The sequence below is a fragment of the Streptomyces albidicamelliae genome (assembly GCF_025642175.1).
In the GTDB taxonomy this organism is placed as follows: domain Bacteria; phylum Actinomycetota; class Actinomycetes; order Streptomycetales; family Streptomycetaceae; genus Streptomyces; species Streptomyces albidocamelliae.
This window is the reverse complement of record NZ_CP106795.1, coordinates 4,707,848-4,723,886: the sequence shown is the minus strand read 5'-3', so window position 1 is coordinate 4,723,886 and position 16,039 is coordinate 4,707,848. Positions and strand designations below refer to the sequence as shown.

Below are 16,039 nucleotides of genomic sequence, written 5' to 3'. Positions count from 1 at the left end.
TTTGCCGGGGTAACGGCGGATGCCACCCCCACCTCTGGCTACCCTTCGCCCGCCCTGCTTCCTCCCGCGCGCCCCCACCCGTGCACCCGTGCGCCCCGGCTGCCGGGCCGGTGCTCCTCCCCCGCGCGCGCTCCAGCCGTAACTCCAGGTGGGTGCGGGAGTTGAGTGGAGCGTGGAAGAGACGATCGCGGGCGCCCAGAACACTCAGTTGACCGGTCACATTCCGCAGCAGCGCGGGGAATCGCTGCTGGAGACCGCCGTACGCTACGCCGAGGAACGGCACTGGGACGTGTTCCCGGGCACCTGGCTGGAATCCGTCGACGGGACGCAGCGCTGCTCGTGCGGTGAGGCCGCCTGCCCCGCGCCGGGTGCGCACCCCGCGCGCCCCGACTGGGCGACCCTGGCGACCGGCAGTGCGACCGTCGCCCGCCGGATGTGGCAGAAGCAGCCCACGGCGTCGATCCTGCTGCCGACGGGACGGACCTTCGACGCGCTGTCCGTCCCGGAGAGCGCCGGCTTCCTCGCGCTGGCCCGGATGGAACGCATGGAGCTGACGCTGGGCCCGGTCACCCTCTCCCCCGACCGCCGGATGCACTTCTTCGTGCTGCCGGGCGCGTCCGCGAAGGTGCCGGACCTGGTGCGGACACTGGGCTGGTCGCTCACGTCCCTGGACCTGGTCGCGCTGGGCGAGGGGGCGTACGTGGCCGCTCCGCCCACCCGGTTCGGGTCCCGCGGCGCGGTGCAGTGGGCGTGCCGGCCCACGCCCGCGAACCGATGGCTGCCCGACGCCGAGGAGTTGATCTCCCCGCTGGCCTACGCGTGCGGACGGGACCGCTGACGGGCACCGTTCCCCGCACCCCCGCACCCGGCACGGCCGCCCTGGCTAGCCTTCATGCATGACCGAAGCTGCAGTACGTGTGCGGGGGCTCTGGAAGCGGTTCGGGCAGCAGGTGGCTGTCGGGGGAATCGATCTGGAGCTGCCGGCCGGGAAGTTCGTCGGGCTGGTCGGGCCGAACGGCGCCGGGAAGACCACCACCCTCTCCATGGTCACCGGGCTGCTGCGGCCCGACGACGGAACCGTGGAGATCGTCGGCCACGACGTGTGGCGCGACCCGGTGGCCGTCAAGGCACGGATCGGCGTGCTGCCCGAGGGACTGCGGCTGTTCGAGCGGCTCTCCGGACGGGAACTCCTCGCCTACTCGGGGCGGCTGCGCGGACTGCCCGGCGACGAGGTCGACAAGCGGGCCACACAACTGCTGGACGTCCTCGACCTGGCGGGCTCCCAGCACAAACTGGTCGTCGACTACTCCACCGGCATGCGCAAGAAGATCGGGCTCGCCGCCGCCCTCCTCCACAACCCCGAAGTGCTCTTCCTGGACGAGCCGTTCGAGGGAGTCGACCCGGTGTCCGCGCAGATCATCCGCGGCGTGCTGGAGCGCTACACCGCCTCCGGGGCCACCGTGGTGTTCTCCTCGCACGTGATGGAGCTGGTCGAGTCGCTGTGCGACTGGGTGGCCGTCATGGCCGCCGGACGCATCCGCGCCACGGGCCCCCTGCCCGAGGTGCGCGGCACGCACCCCACCCTCCAGGGGGCGTTCCTCGAGCTGGTCGGGGCGAGCGGCCGGCACACCGGTTCCGACCTGGACTGGCTGGGCGGCGGTGCGGCCCGATGACGAGCCCGACCGCCACCGTCGTACGACTGAAACTCGCCCTGCTGCGCAACGGACTGCGGCAGTCCGGCGGCCGGCGGGCCGCGTTCGCCGCCTCCGCCGTCGTCGCCCTCCTGTTCGCGCTGTCCCAGCTCGCCGGGCTGATCCTGCTGCGCGGGCGACCGCACGCCGATGTCGTCGCCGTGATCGGCACGGCCGTCCTGGCACTCGGCTGGGCGGTGCTGCCGCTGTTCTTCCCGACCGGCGACGAGACCCTCGACCCGACCCGGCTGGTCCTGCTGCCGCTGCACCCCCGGCCGCTGGTACGCGCCCTGCTCGCGGCCTCGCTGGTCGGGATCGGCCCCCTGTTCACGCTGCTGGTCCTCACCGGCTGCGCGCTCGCCCTCGCCCACGGCCCCGCCGGGTACGCCGTCGCGGTCGCCGCCGTCGCGCTCGCCCTGCTGGTCTGCGTGGCCCTCGCACGGGCCGTCGCCGCCGCCAACGTACGGCTGCTGACCAGCAGGCGGGGCCGCGACCTCGCCGTGCTGAGCGGACTGGTGATCGCGATCGGCGCCCAGCTCGTCAACTTCGGTGCACAGCGCCTCGGTTCGGCCGGACTGGAACCGCTACGGCCGGCCGCGGACGTCCTGACCTGGGTCCCGCCGGCCTCGGCGATCGGGGCGGTACGCTCCGCGAGCGAGGGCGCGTACGGCGTCGCGGCCGGCCAACTGGCCGTCTCGCTCGCCGGTCTGGCGCTGCTGCTGGCTGCCTGGGCGCGCAGCCTGACCCGGCTGATGACCGCGCCCGACGGGTCCACCCTCCAGCCCCTCGACGCCCCGGGCCGAGACCGCTCCGGCACCGCCGGACCGGCCCGGCTGCTGCCGGGCGGACGCACGGGCACGGTCATGGAACGCAGCCTGCGCTACATCTGGCGCGACCCGAAGACCAAGGCCGCGTGGGTGACCTCGCTGGCGATCGGACTCATCGTGCCGGTGTTCAACGCCGTGCAGGGCACCGGGTCGATCTACTTCGCCTGCTTCGCCGCCGGGATGCTCGGCATCCAGATGTACAACCAGTTCGGGCAGGACACCTCCGCGTTCTGGATGGTCGCCATGACCGTGTCCTCCGCCCGGGACGCCTACGCCGAGCTGCGTGGCCGGGCGCTGGCCCTGCTGCTGGTCACCCTCCCGTACGCCGTCCTCGTGACCGTGCTGACGACCTCGCTGCTGGACGCCTGGGCCCGGCTCCCGGAGGCCCTGGGACTGTCGTTCGCGCTGCTCGGCGCGATGCTGGCGACCGGCGCGTGGACCTCGGCCCGCTTCCCGTACTCCATCCCTCAGGAGGGCCACAAGAACGTCGCCCCCGGCCAGGCGGGCCTCGCCTGGATCGCGATCTTCGGCGGCATGGTCGCGGCGGCCCTCCTCTGCTCCCCCGTCATCGCCCTCACCATCTGGCTCCACGTGACCGCCGACGGCGCCGCCCGGGCCTGGCTGCTGCTGCCGGCCGGCACGGGCTACGGAGCGGCCCTCACGCTCCTCGGCCTGCGCCTGGCGGCCCCCCGCACGGCGGCCCGCCTCCCGGAGATCCTCACGGCGGTGAGCAAGGGCTAGCCGAACCTCCGGGCATCGGGCACGGCAGCTCCCCGAGGGTCGCGGGGGCACTGTGCGAACGACCATGGCGTACCCGCGGCCACCGCACCACGGACGACCCGGGACGATCAGATGCTCAGTCCTCGGCCAGCGCGTCGAGGAACGGCTCGACGACCGACCGCCACCCCTCCGGATGGTCGTAGTGCGCGAGGTGGCCCGCGTCCACCTCCGCGTACTCACCGCGCGGCAGCACCCGCACCATCTCCTGCGCCTCCGCGCGCCCCAGCTCGCCGTCGAGAGCACGGACGACGAGTGCGGGGCACCGCACCTGCGCCAGCTCCTCCCAGTGCGCGTCGTAGACCCACGTCTCCCGGGACCGCAGCATCCGCTCCGGGTCGAAGACGGGGCGCCAGCCGTCCTCGCACTCCTGCATGACCTCGGCGTAGAAGGCGCCGCGGGCCGGATGGGGGCGCTCCACCCAGGGGTCGTCCTCGCCGAACCACTTGCGGACGTCGGCGAGGGTGGCGAAGGGGACGGGCCAGGCCCGGAACCAGTCGGCCCAGTCGCGCTGCGAGGCCGCGCCGAGCGCGGAGGCCCGCATGTCGAAGATGATCACACCGCGCACGAGGTCGGGGCGCTTGGCGGCGAGCTGCCAGGCGGTCAGCGCGCCCATGGCGTGGCCGATGAGGACGGCGGGGGCGAGGCCCAGCTGCTCCACGGCGGCCTCCGCGTCCTCGACGTAGGCCTCGCGGGTGTAGTCGGCCTGCGGGGGCTTCTCGCTCCGGCCGTGGCCGCGCTGGTCGAGAGCGACCGCGCGATGGCGTCCGGCGAGCCTGCGGGCGACCTCCGCCCAGTGGGAGGCGCGGCCCATCAGGCCGTGGAGTAACAGGACACCCGGGGTGCCCTGCCCGTGCCCGGCCGGATCCCGTCCCGCCTCGTGCGGCTCCGCCTTGGGCGGTTCGGCGAAATCCCAGGCGGCCAGCCGCACACCGCCCGCTCCCGTCACGTCGATACGCCGTGCCATGGGCCTGGTACCCCCCAGCTCGCCTGCCTCGCACCGGTGTTCTGCCGTCGTACTGCCGCCGCAGACTATCGAATGCCCATTCGAAGATTCTGTCTGCGCGGACAACACCCCTCATTCGAGTGACACCCCTCAAGGAATGATCGCCGCCGCCGAGGGGATCTTTCAGGCGGGAGGCGGACCACTCGGGGAAAAGCGGTCCGAGGGGACGACCCTGAGAGCTCGGGGCTCCGGGTCGGAACAGGGGAGGACAGGCCCCGGCGCCACACGGCGCCGGGGCCCTCCCTTGCTCAGCGCTTGGCGACGAACACGTGCGAGGCGACGTCCGCCTCCAGCTCGGCCGCCTCACCGCCGCTGCCCACCAGCACCCCGCCGGCCGACTCCGTCACGCTCACCACCGAACCGGGCTGCACACCCGCCCGCCGCAGCGTGTACATCAGCTGCGCGTCCGTCTGGATCGGCTCGCCGATACGCCGGACCACGACCGTCTTCCCGTCCGTGCCCGGATCCAGGTCCGCCAACGAGACCATGCCCTCGTCCAGGAACGGATCGGCGCCGTCCTTCTCGCCCAGCTCCTCCAGACCCGGGATCGGGTTGCCGTACGGAGACTCGGTCGGATGCCGCAGCAGCTCCAGCACACGCCGCTCCACGGCCTCGCTCATCACGTGCTCCCAGCGGCACGCCTCCGCGTGCACCTGCTCCCACTCCAGGCCGATCACGTCGACCAGCAGACACTCCGCCAGCCGGTGCTTGCGCATCACGCGCGTCGCCAGCCGGCGGCCCTCGTCCGTGAACTCCAGATGACGGTCGCTCGCGACGGCCACCAGGCCGTCGCGCTCCATCCGCGCCACCGTCTGGCTCACGGTCGGCCCACTCTGGTCGAGCCGCTCCGCGATGCGGGCGCGCATGGGAACGACGCCTTCCTCTTCGAGCTCGAGGATGGTGCGGAGGTACATCTCCGTGGTGTCGATCAGTCCGGACATACGTGCCCCTCGATAACCTCTGCCGGCAGCCCGGCCGCGTGCGCTGGCCCTGCCACCAATTCTGCCGGATCCCACTGACAAGCGGGGGGGACCGGCGAAACGAGGGCCGGGAGGCCGCCCCGCCGGCACCGGCCCGTGAGCCCGACCGTACGGCCCCCGCACCCCTGACCGGCACCCGCACCGGGCGCCACCGGGGCATCCTCACACGAGAACCCCGGCCGTATTGACACCACACTGGTCCAGACCTCACGGTGATCCACGACACAGACGCTGCGAAGGGGCACCGCATGAGCGACGGCACGCCTGCCGACCTGTTCTTCGACGCTGCCATCACCCTGCTGCAACGGGTCCGCGAGGAGGAGGCCGCGGCGATCACCACCGCCGGCACCCTGCTCGCCGACACCGTCGCCGCCGGCGGCCGCCTGTTCGCCTTCGGCGCCGGACACTCCTCACTCGCCGCCCAGGACGTCGTCTACCGCGCCGGCGGCCTCGCCCTGATGAACCTGCTCGCCGTACCCGGTGTCGTCGGCGTCGACGTCACCCCGGCCACCCTCGGCTCCGCCCTCGAACGCGTCGACGGCCTCGCGAGCGCCGTCCTCGACACCTCACCGGTCCGCGCCGGCGACGCCCTGCTGATCATCTCCCTCTCCGGCCGCAACGCCCTCCCCGTCGAGATGGCCATGAGCGCCCGCGCCCGGGGCGTGCGGGTCATCGGCGTCACCTCCGTCGCCTACGCCTCACAGACCAGCTCCCGGCACGCCTCCGGCACCTTCCTCAAGGACCACTGCGACGTCGTCCTCGACTCGAAGATCGCGGTCGGCGACGCGGAACTGACCCTCGACACCATCCCGGCGCCCTTCGCCCCCGCCTCCACCGTCGTCACCGCGGCCCTCATGCAGGCCGTCATGGCCACCGCCGCCGCCACCCTGGCCGACCGCGGCATCGAACCCCCGCTCCTGCGCTCCGGCAACGTCGACGGCGGCCACGAATGGAACGGCCGCGTCATGCGCGAGTACGGCGACCGGATCTTCTACCGCCACTGATCACCGGCACCGACCGCGGCGCCCCCTGGGGGGACCGGGACCGCCCTACTCCCCCGCCGCACCCCGCCGGACCGCCTCCGCCAGGTCCAGCGCCACCGCGATGCGCCCCGCCACGTCCTCCGCGTAGGCCGTGTCCGACCGCTCGAACCGGCTGCGGCCCGCCCCGCGCAGGAACGTCACCACACCCAGCGTCCGCCCCCGGCTCCGCAGCACCGCGCACAACCCGTGCACCGCGTCCCCGGGCCACTGCCGCTCCAGCGCCCACGCCCGCGCCCGCTCCGCCGGGACCGACCCCGCGTCCGCACGCACCGTCCCGGCCCGCTCCACGCAGCTCAGCGCCGGATGCCCCGCCTCGTACCGCACGGGCAACCCGGCCGCACCGGTCGGCACACTCGGGCCCGGCGCCCCCGCGGGCGTGGCGGCGAGCCGCACCAGCCGCACCGGAGCCGCGTCCTCACCACCCGCCGGCGGCGCACCCGCCAGCCGGTCGACCAGCGCGTGATCGGCGAAACCGGCGAGAGCGAAGTCCAGGTGGACCGTCACCGCCTCCACCGGGTCCTCGCACTCGGCCGCCGCACGGGCCGCGCGATGCGACTGGTTCGTACGGAACCGCAGCAGAGCCGCCTCCTGCTCGGCCTGCTTGGCCTCCGTCACGTCCAGGAACAGCCAGCCGACCCCCAGCGGCACCGGCTCCTCCGCCAGCGGCGACGCCAGCCGCAGGAACCCGCTCCGCCAGCACCGCCGCTTCTCACCCTCCGGAGTGCGCACCGCCACCCACATCTCGGCCGGCGCGGGCGGCGCACCCTCGGCCAGCACATGCGTGAGCGCGGCCTCCAGCTCCTCCACACCCTGCGCGAGCAGCTCACCGAGCGGCCGGCCCAGCGCGGACGTACGCCCGATGCCCAGCGAGCGCGCCGCGTGCGCGTTCACCACGGCCGGCCGCAGATCGGCGTCCACCAGGACCACACCCCACGCCGCGTCCTCGAACAGCGCCTCGCTCAACGCGATCGACCGCTCCAGATCGATCTGCGCGTGCACCTCGCTGAACGCGCAGTACACACCCGCCGGCTTGCCCTCCGGCCCGCGCACCGCGGCGGACTGCGTCCGCACGAGCACCCGGCCGCCGTCCTTCGTGACCAGCGCGAACTCGTGCACCTGCCGCCCCGGCGCGTGCATGGCCGACATCAGCCGGGCCTGCACCTCCTCGGCGTCCGCGCTGCGCACCGCCCACCCGGCGAACCCGTGCCGCCCGACGGCCTCGGCGGCGGTCCACCCGAGGATCCGCTCCGCCTCCCGGTTCCAGTGGGTCACGACCCCGTCGGCGTCGAACGCGCACAGCGCCGCGTCCATGCCGTCCAGCAGCGCGGCGAGCAGGTCGGACCCGCCGGGCTCGCCGGGCTCGTCCGGCCCCAGCTCGTCCGTGGTCCCACTCCGCCGGGAAGCACTCACCTGGACCCCCTGGAGGCTGCGTCGGCGCACGTCGGCGCTCGGTTCGCTCACTGGCCTTCATTCAACTCGAACGTGACACAGCCCACATCCTGTTCCCGCAAGATTGCCGAATCAATGCCGGTCGACTTCCGGAGCGAGCCGCAGGTCCACCCACTCGTCCCGCTCCCCGTCCAGTACATAGCGTTCGATCTCCACGAACCCGCGCCGCACCGCGAACCGCAGCCCCTCCTCGTTCGCCGCCAGCACACACGTCTCGATCACCCCGGCACCCAGCCCACGCGCACGCGCCAGCCCGTTCTCGTAAAGCGCCGTACCGAACCCCTGCCCCCGGTGCCCCGGGAGCACACGTGCGATCACGGTGGCCACCCCCTCCACCGGCGGCCGCACGGTGGAGCACCCGACGAGCACGTCCCCCACGTAGGCGTTCTCCAGCCGGTACCGCCCCACCCGCTCCCGGGCGTCCGCCACCGACATGGCGGCGACCGGCACCACGACGTTGTGCACGTGCCGCCACTGTTCGAGCATGAGGTCGCCTTCAACGGTGGCGAGCCGGAGTCCGGTCATGTGCGGGACCGTACCGAAAAACAGTTGAGACCCTCCTCCCGGTTTCCTAGGGTGTGACGTACACAGAAGGGAGGTGGTTCGGCAGATGTATGAGAACCGGACGCGTGAGGTGGCTGCGGGCTAGCGGTCCGCCACCACATCCAGTGCGGTGCCGGACCAGCACGTGACAGAGACGTGCAGCCGGCCCAATCCCAAGCAGTCACCCGACCCGCGAGCTCGCCGGTACGTCCGGCCGGCTCCTCCGCCGTCAGACGGAGGACCAGAGCCCGCGGGTCGTCTGCGTTCTCAGGGGCTCAGGCGTTCCGTCTGCCAGGTTCCGGACGGGGTGGCGGTGTAGCGCAGGCGGTCGTGGAGGCGGTTCTCGCGGCCCTGCCAGAACTCGATCGTCTCCGGGGTGATGCGGTAGCCGCCCCAGTGCGGGGGGACCGGGACCTGTTCGCCCTCGGGGTAGCGGGACGCGAGGTCGTCGTAGGCGGCCTGGAGTTCCGCGCGGGAGGCGATGGCCGTGGACTGGGCGCTGGCCCAGGCGCCCAGCTGGGAGCCGTGCGGGCGGGTGCGGAAGTAGGCGGCGGTCTCGTCGCGGCCGGTGCGCTGCGCGGTCCCGGTGACGATGACCTGGCGGGCCAGCGGGTGCCAGGGGAAGAGCAGCGAGATGTGCGGGTTCTCCGCGAGGTCGCGGGCCTTCCGGGAGTTGTAGTTGGTGTAGAAGACGAAGCCGTCGGTGTCGAACTGCTTCATCAGGACCGTGCGTGAGCTGGGGCGGCCGGCGGCGTCCGCGGTGGAGACGATCATCGCGTTGGGTTCGTAGACCGTGCCGTGGAGGGCCGCGCGGGCGGCGTCCTCGAACCAGCGGGCGAACTGGTCCATGGGGTGCGTGGCCAAGTCCTGTTCGGCGAGGCCCTCTGCCCGGTACTGCTTGCGCATGGCGGCGGGGTCGAGGACGGGGTCCAGGAGGGGTTCGCGGTCGGTCACGCGGTCATCCTGCCGTATCGGACGGTCGTGGCACCGGGTGTCGAGTGGTCTCCCCAAGTGCGGCACCGGGAGTTATCGTGCTGGTTCCCTTGCGGTATGGGTGACCACGGGTGACCACCGGCCGATCGGGGCATCACCGGGGTGACCGCCGCCGACACATCACGAGGAGCCGCCTGATGTCCGATTTCGTACCCGGGCTCGAAGGAGTCGTCGCGTTCGAGACGGAGATCGCCGAACCCGACAAGGAGGGCGGTGCCCTGCGCTACCGGGGCGTCGACATCGAGGATCTGGTCGGGCACGTCTCCTTCGGCAACGTGTGGGGACTGCTGGTCGACGGGGCCTTCAATCCCGGTCTGCCGCCCGCGGAGCCGTTCCCGATCCCGGTGCATTCCGGTGACATCCGGGTGGACGTGCAGTCCGCGCTGGCCATGCTCGCGCCGGTGTGGGGTCTGAAGCCGCTGCTGGACATCGACGCGGAGCAGGCGCGCGCGGATCTGGCCCGGGCCGCGGTGATGGCGCTGTCGTACGTCGCCCAGTCCGCGCGGGGGCAGGGTCTGCCGATGGTGCCGCAGCGGGAGATCGACAAGGCGGGCTCGGTCGTGGAGCGGTTCATGATCCGCTGGCGGGGTGAGCCGGACCCGAAGCACGTGGCCGCCGTGGACGCGTACTGGACGTCGGCCGCGGAGCACGGGATGAACGCGTCGACGTTCACGGCGCGGGTCATCGCCTCCACCGGTGCGGACGTGGCCGCCGCCCTGTCGGGCGCGGTCGGTGCGATGTCGGGTCCGCTGCACGGCGGGGCGCCGTCGCGGGTGCTGGGGATGATCGAGGAGATCGAGCGGACCGGGGACGCGGAGGCCTACGTCAAACAGGCTCTGGACCGGGGTGAGCGGCTGATGGGGTTCGGGCACCGGGTGTACCGGGCGGAGGATCCGCGGGCGCGGGTGCTGCGGCGCACGGCGCGGGAGCTGGGGGCGCCGAGGTTCGAGATCGCGGAGGCGCTGGAGAAGGCCGCGCTGGAGGAGTTGCACAATCGCCGGCCGGACCGGGTGCTGGCGACGAACGTGGAGTTCTGGGCGGCGATCATGCTGGACTTCGCGGAGGTGCCGGCGCACATGTTCACGTCGATGTTCACGTGTGCGCGGACCGCGGGGTGGTCGGCGCACATCCTGGAGCAGAAGCGGACGGGCCGGCTGGTGCGGCCGTCGGCCCGGTACGTGGGGCCGGGGGCGCGGCGGCCGGAGGACGTCTCGGGGTACGCGGACATCGCCCACTAGGGGAGGCGGCGGGGGCGCGGGGCGGCTGCCGCCCGCGCCCCCTCTCGCTCGTCGCTCATGCCGGGGTGAGAAGGCCCGTGTGGTGCCTCTCGGCCACCAGCGGGTGCGCCCTCAGCTTGCCCTTGAGTTCGTTGTAGCCGTATTCGGCGTACAGGGGGTTGGTGGGGTCGTCGGTGATGCCGGGGGCGGTGGACGCGTGCGGGAAGGGCAGGGGTTCGATCCGGGCGTCCAGGCGGGGGTTGTAGAAGAACGGCACGGAGAAGCGTTCGGTGGCGCCGGGCGGGCTGACCACTCGGTGGTTGGTGGCCAGCAGGTAGCCGTCGGTGGCGACTTCGAGGAGTTCGCCGAGGTTGACGACGAAGGCGTTCTCGATGGGCGGGACTTCGTGGAAGCGGCCGTCCTCGCGCTGGACCTGGAGGCCGCCGACGGTGTCCTGGAGGAGCAGGGTGAGGAAGCCGTAGTCCTTGTGGGCGCCGACGCCCTGGTCGGTGCCGTCCCCGGCGCTGCCGGGGTAGCGGACGAGCTTGAGGTGCGGGTGGGCGTGCTCGCCGAAGATCGGGTCGTAGAAGCCGGCGGGGGCACCGATGGCGGTGAGCAGTTCGTGCAGGAGGCGCTGGGCGACGGCGCTGAGCCTGTCGATCCAGGCGAGGGCGGCGGTGCGCAGTTGGGGGAGGGCGGCGGGCCACTGGTTGGGGCCCTGGAGCCACCAGTAGGAGGGTTCGCCGGGGCCGGGTTCGCGGGCGGGGCGTTCGGCGCCTATGTCGAGCTGGTCGCGCCAGTCGCGGGCGCCGGCGGTGCGTTCGTCGCCGGTGCGGGTGTAGCCGCGGAAGTGGGGGGAGTTGACGTTGTCGATGGCGAGCCGGTCGGCTTCGGGGAGGGTGAAGAAGGCGCGCATCGCGGTGAGCAGGGCGTCGGTCTCGGCGCGGGTCACGCCGTGTCCGACGAGCTGGAAGAAACCGACGTCGTGGGCGGCGCTGTGCAGCTGGGCGTGGAGCAGGGCGCGGGCCCGGGGGTCGCGGTCGGCGGCCGACAGGTCGATGATCGGGAGCTGGTCGTACGACGGGGTCGTCGCGGTGTGCTGGGTCATGATGCGTCCGCAGGGTGTACGGGGCACGGGTGGCCGCGGGGGTGTGGCGGCCCCGGGTGCCGGAAGTAAGGGAGAAAGAGAAGAAGGCAGGGGGCTGTGTCAGGCGGAGAAGCGCCGACAGCCCATGCTCGTGACGCGCACGTAGTCCACGTGGCGGCGTCGGACGAGCATCGGAAGCATGGGCCAAGGGTACTGCGTGCCGTCGGATACGCCTGTGGCGCGGCTCACTGGGGGCCGCCGGGGGTGCCGGTGATCAGTGGCCGGTGGCGGGTGGCTCAGGCGAGTGCCTGCTCCAGGAGGGCGGCCCACTGGGCGACGACGCGCCGGCGGCGGGTGGTGTCGTCGGTGAGGAGGTTGGCGAGGCCGAGGCCGCGGGCCATGTCGAGGAAGCCCTGGACGGTTTCGCGGACACCGGGGCGGGATTCGTCGGCGTCGAGGAGGTCGACGGCGATGCGGTGGGTCTCGCGGCCGACGCGGGCCTCGAGTTCGGTGACGCGGGCGCGCAGCTGGTCCTCGTTGGAGGCGGCGACCCACAGGTGGAGGGCGGCGCGGAAGAGGGGGCCGGTGTAGAGGTCGACGACGGCGGTGACGACGGCGCGGGTGTCTCCGGTGGTGCCGTGCGGGAAGAGCGCGCGCAGGGCGGTGGAGCGTTCTTCGGCGACGTATTCGACGGCCGCGGTGAAGAGGTCCTCGCGGGTGGGGAAGTGGTGCTGGGCGGCGCCCCGGGAGACGCCGGCGCGTTCGGCGACGACGGACACCGTGGAGCCTGCCCAGCCGTGTTCGGCGAGGCAGGCGACGGCGGCTTCGAGGAGTCGTTGCCGGGTGGCGCGGCTGCGGTCCTGTTTGGGGCTGCGGTCGGGTTTGGGGTGGGATCCGGGCGGGCGTCCGTGTTCCGCCGTCGTGCTCACGTGTTCACACCACCCATGCCGCGTCCCGTCGTTCGAGGAAGGCCGTCATCCCCTCCCGGGCCTGGTCGGAGGAGAACAGCCGGGCCGAGAGTGCGGTGAGGTCGGCCGCGTCCCGGTCGAATGTCTCCAGCACCCTAGCCGTGAGCAGCCGTTTCGTCTCCGCGAGGGCCTGGGGCGAGGAGCGGCGCAGGCCGTCGAGGAGGGGGGCGAGGGCTTCGTCGGCGTCGTCGGCGGTGGCTGAGAGCAGGCCGAGGCGGAGGGCTTCCGGTGGGCCGAAGCGTTCGCCGGTGAGGTAGTAGCGGGCGAGGGTGCGGGGGTCGGCGCGGGGCAGCAGGGGCAGGGAGATCACCGCGGGGGCGACGCCGATGCGGACCTCGGTGAAGGCGAAGGTGGCGGTGTGGGCGGCGGCGGCCAGGTCGCAGGCGGCGAGCAGGCCGAGGCCGCCGGCGCGGACGTGTCCGGTGATCCGGGCGGCGACGGGTTTGGGCAGGGCGACGATCTGCCGGAGCAGGCCGACGAGGGCGTCGGGGTGGGGCGGGTCGCGGAGGTCGGCGCCGGCGCAGAAGGTGTTGCCGGTGTGGGTGAGGACGACGGCGCGTACGTCGTCGTCGGCGGCGCAGTCGGTCAGGGCGGCGGCGAGGGCGTCGACGAGGGGCGCGGAGAGTGCGTTGCGGGTGTCGACGGCGTCGAGGCTGAGGGTTTCGACGGCGCGGTCGCGGGTGCGGCCGACGGGCGGGGTCATGCGTGCTCCCTGAGTTGCCGGCGCAGGATCTTTCCGGAGGCGGCGCGGGGTACGGCGTCGAGGAAGGTGACCTGCCGGACCCGTTTGTAGGGGGCGACGTGTTCGGCGACGTACAGCATGACCTCGTTCTCGTTCAGGCCGTCGGCGGTGGGCTGGCGGACGACGAAGGCGTGCGGGACTTCCGTGCCGTCCTCGTTGTAGGCGCCGATGACGGCGGCGTCGGCGATGCCGGGGTGGGTGAGCAGCAGGGCTTCCAGTTCGGCGGGGGCCACCTGGAAGCCCTTGTACTTGATGAGTTCCTTGACGCGGTCGACGACGAAGAGCCAGCCGTCGGTGTCGACGTGGCCGACGTCGCCGGTGTGCAGCCAGCCGTCGGTGTCGATCATGGCGTCGGTGGCGTCGGGGCGGCCGAGGTAGCCCTTCATGACCTGGGGGCCGCGGATGAGGATCTCGCCGGGTTCGCCGGTGCCGAGGTCCTTGCCGGGGTCGTCGAGGGAGACGATGCGCATCTCGGTGCCGGCGATGAGCCGGCCGACGGTGCCGGCGGGGGCCTGGTGGAGGCGGTCGAGGGGGACGACGTGGGTGCCGGGGGACAGCTCGGTCATGCCGTAGGCCTGGCCGATCGGGGGCAGGCCGAGGCGTTCGGCACAGGCGCGGGCGAGCTGGGCGTCGAGGGGGGCGGCGGCGCTGATGACGTACTGCAGCGAGGACAGGTCGTAGTGGGTGACCGCGGGGTGTTTGGCGAGGGCGAGGACGATGGGCGGGGCGACGTAGAGGCCGGTGATGCGGTGGGTCTGGATCGCGGCGAGGAAGGTTTCGAGGTCGAAGCGGGGCAGGACGACGACGGTGGCGCCGTGGCGCAGGGGCGCGTTCATGAGGGCGGTCAGGCCGTAGATGTGGAAGAACGGCAGGACGGCGAGGATGCGGTCGCCGGGGCCCGCGGGGACGGCGGGTTCGAGCTGGGCGAGGTTGGTGGCGATCTGCCGGTGGGTGAGCATCACGCCCTTGGGGATGCCGGTGGTGCCGGAGGAGTACGGCAGTGCGGCGACGTCCTCGGCCGGGTCGATGTCGATCCGTGGTTCGGGCGCGGTGGTGGCGAGCAGGTCGATGAGGGAGCGGTGTCCGGGTGCCTGGTCGCACACGAATATCTCCCTTATGCCGCCCGCGAGTTCGGCGGCGCGGCGGGCGGCGGCCAGCAGCGGGGAGACGGTGATGATCCAGTGGGCGCGGCTGTCGGCGAGCTGTTTGGCGAACTCCTCGGGTGTGGCGAGGGGGTGCACGGTGGTGACGGAGGCGCCCGCGCGGGTGGCCGCGTAGAACGCGGTCGGGAAGGCGATGGTGTTGGGGCTGTGCAGGGCGAGGACGTCGCCCTTGCGGACGCCGGCGTCGGCGAGGGCGGCGGCGAGGCGCCGGTGGAACCGGTCCACCTGCTCGTACGTGAGGGTGGTGCCGTCCGTGCCGTCGACGAGGGCGGGCCGGTCGCCGAATGCGGCGGCCCCGCCGAGGACGGCTTCGTGGATGGGGAGTTCTACGGGCGGAACGTCTGCGTACTCGCTGCGGAACACGGTTCCTCCTCGCGCTCAGGTCGGTCAGTACGACTTGGGCAGACCCAGGGTCTGGTGGGAGACGTAGTTGAGAATCATCTCCCGGCTCACCGGAGCAATACGAGCCACGCGTGCGGCGGTTATCAATGAGGCGAGGCCGAATTCGCGGGTGAGTCCGTTGCCGCCGAGGGTGTGCACGGACTGGTCGACGGCCTTCACGCAGGCTTCTCCGGCCGCGTACTTGGCCATGTTGGCGGCCTCGCCCGCGCCGATGTCGTCGCCGGCGTCGTAGAGGTGGGCCGCCTTCTGCGTCATCAGCCGGGCGAGTTCCAGGTCGATGTGGGCCTGGGCGAGGGGGTGGGCGATGGCCTGGTGGGCGCCGATGGGGGCTTTCCAGACGGTGCGGTCGCGGGCGTACTCGACGGCCTTGCCGAGGGCGTGGCGGCCCATGCCGATCGCGAACGCGGCGGTCATGATCCGTTCGGGGTTGAGTCCGGCGAACAGTTGCAGCAGTCCGGCGTCCTCGTCGCCCACGAGGGCGTCGGCGGGCAGCCGTACGTCGTCGAGGACGAGCTCGAACTGCTTCTCGGCCGCTTTGAGTTCCATGTCGATGGGGTTCTTGTGGAAGCCCTCGGCGTCGGTGGGGACGATGAACAGGCAGGGCTTGAGGCGTCCGGTGCGGGCGTCCTCGGTGCGGCCGACGATCAGGACGGCGTCGGCCATGTCGACGCCGGAGATGAAGACCTTGCGGCCGGTGAGGAGCCAGTCCGCGCCGTCCTTGCGGGCGGTGGTGGTGATGCGGTGGCTGTTGGAGCCGGCGTCGGGTTCGGTGATGCCGAAGGCCATGAGTCGGGTGCCGTCGGCGAGTCCGGGGAGCCAGGTGCGCTTCTGCTCCTCGGTGCCGAAGCGGGAGATCACGGTGCCGCAGATGGCCGGGGACACGACGAGCATGAGGAGCGGGGAGCCGGCGGCGCCCAGTTCTTCGAGGACGATGGACAGGTCGGTGATGCCGCCGCCGCCTCCGCCGTACTCCTCGGGGAGGTTGACGCCGAGGTAGCCCAGCTTGCCCGCCTCGGACCAGAGTTCGGTGAGGTGCTTGCCCTCGGCGATGGTGCGGGTGAGGTAGTCGCGGCCGTAGCGCTTGCCGAGGGCGGCGACGGCGGATCGGAGGGCCTTGTGCTCTTCGGACTCGATGACGGCGGTCATGGGGC

Annotated in this window: 15 protein-coding genes; 5 read left to right on the top strand and 10 right to left on the bottom strand. The window is 72.7% G+C overall.

The window, feature by feature from the left end:
• The first annotated feature begins 172 nt into the window (after positions 1-172).
• From N8I86_RS21775 to N8I86_RS21765, 3 genes are read left to right on the top strand one after another with little or no spacing between them, the layout of a single operon-like run.
• Positions 173-838: a bifunctional DNA primase/polymerase gene (locus N8I86_RS21775; RefSeq protein WP_263278496.1), complete on the top strand. Its 666-nt coding sequence runs from the start codon at positions 173-175 to the stop codon at positions 836-838.
• A 58-nt stretch (positions 839-896) separates the two neighbouring features.
• On the top strand, positions 897-1,673 hold the full coding sequence (locus N8I86_RS21770; protein ID WP_263278495.1) for an ABC transporter ATP-binding protein: 777 nt from the start codon (positions 897-899) through the stop codon (positions 1,671-1,673).
• The gene (locus N8I86_RS21765) at positions 1,670-3,259 is read left to right on the top strand and encodes a transporter (protein ID WP_073888251.1); all 1,590 of its coding nucleotides are present in this window, start codon (positions 1,670-1,672) and stop codon (positions 3,257-3,259) included. The genes N8I86_RS21770 and N8I86_RS21765 overlap by 4 nt, the downstream gene beginning before the upstream one ends.
• Before the next feature lie 115 nt (positions 3,260-3,374).
• Here the strand turns inward: N8I86_RS21765 and N8I86_RS21760 are convergent, their stop codons facing one another.
• Together N8I86_RS21760 and N8I86_RS21755 are read right to left on the bottom strand one after the other, a co-directional pair.
• Complete coding sequence (locus N8I86_RS21760) at positions 3,375-4,262, bottom strand: alpha/beta fold hydrolase (RefSeq protein ID WP_073888249.1); 888 nt, start codon at positions 4,260-4,262, stop codon at positions 3,375-3,377.
• Between the two features lie 287 nt (positions 4,263-4,549).
• Entirely contained in the window at positions 4,550-5,242 is a 693-nt protein-coding gene (locus N8I86_RS21755) for a metal-dependent transcriptional regulator (RefSeq protein ID WP_073888247.1), read from the bottom strand.
• A 287-nt stretch (positions 5,243-5,529) separates the two neighbouring features.
• On the opposite strand from N8I86_RS21755, the gene N8I86_RS21750 reads away from it, so the two are divergent.
• Positions 5,530-6,285: an SIS domain-containing protein gene (locus tag N8I86_RS21750; RefSeq protein WP_123437121.1), complete on the top strand. Its 756-nt coding sequence runs from the start codon at positions 5,530-5,532 to the stop codon at positions 6,283-6,285.
• Positions 6,286-6,330: 45 nt separating this feature from the next.
• On the opposite strand, the gene N8I86_RS21745 is transcribed toward N8I86_RS21750, so the two are convergent.
• The 3 genes from N8I86_RS21745 to pdxH form a co-directional block, all read right to left on the bottom strand.
• Positions 6,331-7,734, bottom strand: coding sequence for a PAS domain-containing protein (locus N8I86_RS21745; RefSeq protein WP_073890315.1), 1,404 nt, complete (start codon positions 7,732-7,734; stop codon positions 6,331-6,333).
• Between the two features lie 111 nt (positions 7,735-7,845).
• Positions 7,846-8,298 carry a GNAT family N-acetyltransferase gene (locus tag N8I86_RS21740; RefSeq protein WP_263278494.1) on the bottom strand — a complete coding sequence of 151 codons (453 nt, stop codon included), beginning with the start codon at positions 8,296-8,298 and terminating at the stop codon, positions 7,846-7,848.
• A 285-nt stretch (positions 8,299-8,583) separates the two neighbouring features.
• Positions 8,584-9,270, bottom strand: coding sequence for a pyridoxamine 5'-phosphate oxidase (pdxH, locus tag N8I86_RS21735; RefSeq protein ID WP_073888241.1), 687 nt, complete (start codon positions 9,268-9,270; stop codon positions 8,584-8,586).
• Positions 9,271-9,446: 176 nt separating this feature from the next.
• On the opposite strand from pdxH, the gene N8I86_RS21730 reads away from it, so the two are divergent.
• Complete coding sequence (locus N8I86_RS21730; protein WP_073888239.1) at positions 9,447-10,547, top strand: citrate synthase 2; 1,101 nt, start codon at positions 9,447-9,449, stop codon at positions 10,545-10,547.
• Between the two features lie 55 nt (positions 10,548-10,602).
• On the opposite strand, the gene N8I86_RS21725 is transcribed toward N8I86_RS21730, so the two are convergent.
• The 5 genes from N8I86_RS21725 to N8I86_RS21705 form a co-directional block, all read right to left on the bottom strand.
• On the bottom strand, positions 10,603-11,634 hold the full coding sequence (locus tag N8I86_RS21725; RefSeq protein WP_263278493.1) for an isopenicillin N synthase family dioxygenase: 1,032 nt from the start codon (positions 11,632-11,634) through the stop codon (positions 10,603-10,605).
• Positions 11,635-11,909: 275 nt separating this feature from the next.
• Positions 11,910-12,542 (bottom strand): TetR/AcrR family transcriptional regulator, encoded by a 633-nt coding sequence (locus tag N8I86_RS21720; protein ID WP_073888235.1) that lies wholly within the window; start codon positions 12,540-12,542, stop codon positions 11,910-11,912.
• A 4-nt stretch (positions 12,543-12,546) separates the two neighbouring features.
• Entirely contained in the window at positions 12,547-13,284 is a 738-nt protein-coding gene (locus N8I86_RS21715) for an enoyl-CoA hydratase family protein (protein ID WP_263278492.1), read from the bottom strand.
• Positions 13,281-14,849, bottom strand: coding sequence for a 4-coumarate--CoA ligase family protein (locus N8I86_RS21710; protein ID WP_263278491.1), 1,569 nt, complete (start codon positions 14,847-14,849; stop codon positions 13,281-13,283). Before N8I86_RS21710 ends, N8I86_RS21715 begins: the two co-directional genes overlap by 4 nt.
• Positions 14,850-14,873: 24 nt before the next feature.
• The gene (locus N8I86_RS21705) at positions 14,874-16,034 is read right to left on the bottom strand and encodes an acyl-CoA dehydrogenase family protein (protein ID WP_073888185.1); all 1,161 of its coding nucleotides are present in this window, start codon (positions 16,032-16,034) and stop codon (positions 14,874-14,876) included.
• Positions 16,035-16,039: the final 5 nt, after the last annotated feature.

Coding starts and splice junctions, on each gene's coding strand:
- N8I86_RS21740 (WP_263278494.1), bottom strand. CDS start 8,298: ATGACCGGACTCCGGCTCGCCACCGTTGAAGGCGACCTCATGCTCGAA.
- N8I86_RS21705 (WP_073888185.1), bottom strand. CDS start 16,034: ATGACCGCCGTCATCGAGTCCGAAGAGCACAAGGCCCTCCGATCCGCC.
- N8I86_RS21755 (WP_073888247.1), bottom strand. CDS start 5,242: ATGTCCGGACTGATCGACACCACGGAGATGTACCTCCGCACCATCCTC.
- N8I86_RS21725 (WP_263278493.1), bottom strand. CDS start 11,634: ATGACCCAGCACACCGCGACGACCCCGTCGTACGACCAGCTCCCGATC.
- N8I86_RS21770 (WP_263278495.1), top strand. CDS start 897: ATGACCGAAGCTGCAGTACGTGTGCGGGGGCTCTGGAAGCGGTTCGGG.
- N8I86_RS21715 (WP_263278492.1), bottom strand. CDS start 13,284: ATGACCCCGCCCGTCGGCCGCACCCGCGACCGCGCCGTCGAAACCCTC.
- N8I86_RS21750 (WP_123437121.1), top strand. CDS start 5,530: ATGAGCGACGGCACGCCTGCCGACCTGTTCTTCGACGCTGCCATCACC.
- N8I86_RS21765 (WP_073888251.1), top strand. CDS start 1,670: ATGACGAGCCCGACCGCCACCGTCGTACGACTGAAACTCGCCCTGCTG.
- N8I86_RS21760 (WP_073888249.1), bottom strand. CDS start 4,262: ATGGCACGGCGTATCGACGTGACGGGAGCGGGCGGTGTGCGGCTGGCC.
- N8I86_RS21730 (WP_073888239.1), top strand. CDS start 9,447: ATGTCCGATTTCGTACCCGGGCTCGAAGGAGTCGTCGCGTTCGAGACG.